Here is a 1,095-nt window from a genome sequence, read left to right on the forward strand (position 1 = left end):
AGTGCCCGTGTACAAACTGATCGTCAGGTCGATTTGGGAGATGCGGATCGAGCGAGTCGTCGTCCCATGAGGATGACCATTGCCCACAAGACCATGGCCTCGTGATGCTCGGATAACCGCTCATAGTCACGCACGCACCTCCTGCGCTGACAGATCCACGACAGCGTCCTTTCCACCACCCACCTGCGAGGAAGGACCACGAAGCCGTTGACGTCGTCGCTGCGCTTGACGATCTCCAACGTGAGCCAGACGTGCCTTTTGGTCCAGGTCACGAGCTTGCCGGCGTAGGCGCTGTCGGCCCAGACCAGGACGATTCGCTCATACCAGTCGCGCAGCCGCGTCAGCGCGGGCTTGGCGCCGTCGCGGTCCTGGACGCTGGCGGCGGTGACGATGACGACCAGCAGCAGCCCCAGGGTGTCCACGATGACGTGCCGTTTGGTGCCCTGTACTTTCTTGGCTGCGTCGTATCCGCGCGAGCTGGCGGCGACGGTCTCGGCGGCCCGCAGCGACTGCGAGTCGATGATCCCCGCGCTGGGTTCCGGCTCGCGCCCGTCGGCTATGCGGACCTGTTCGCGCAGGTCGTTGTGGAGAGCGTAGAGATCACCGTCTTGCCACCAGCGCGTGAAGGTGGCGTGGACGGTGCGCCAGGGCACCAGGAAGTCGGCGGGCAGATTGCGCCACTTGATCCCGTTGTCGGCCACATACCGGATGGCGTCCATGATCATGCGGCGGCAGTACTTCTCGGGTCGTCCGCCGTTGCCCTGCAACCAGGCCGGCCAGGGCATCAACGGCTTGATGACCTGCCATTCTTTGTCACTCATGTCGGTGGTGTAGCGGGGCGCCCGGATCGGGTGATCGGCTCCGCGGCCGTACCGGCAGGCCACGCATGAGCAGGCAGTTTCTTCGTTATGGGAGACAGCGACGGGAGCGGTGGCGTACAACGGCGGCAGACCTTCCGGTTGGTGGCGGGGCTTGGATAACCACCGTTGCTACCGGAAGGTCACTTTATGTCGCAGACGATTCGCCCTACGTCACGATTTCGCCCGATATCGACTCCATGCAGCAGGCGCAGGGATCAGTTTGTACACGGGCACT

At 63.8% G+C, this 1,095-nt stretch carries 1 protein-coding gene; it reads right to left on the reverse strand.

The window, feature by feature from the left end; genetic code table 11:
• Positions 1 to 23: 23 nt before the first annotated feature.
• The gene (locus ACWDRB_RS67890; protein ID WP_449912931.1) at positions 24 to 821 is read right to left on the reverse strand and encodes an IS5 family transposase; all 798 of its coding nucleotides are present in this window, start codon (positions 819 to 821) and stop codon (positions 24 to 26) included.
• Positions 822 to 1,095 lie beyond the last annotated feature (274 nt).

This window comes from Nonomuraea sp. NPDC003707 (assembly GCF_053587055.1).

Coding starts and splice junctions, on each gene's coding strand:
- ACWDRB_RS67890 (WP_449912931.1), bottom strand. CDS start 821: ATGAGTGACAAAGAATGGCAGGTCATCAAGCCGTTGATGCCCTGGCCG.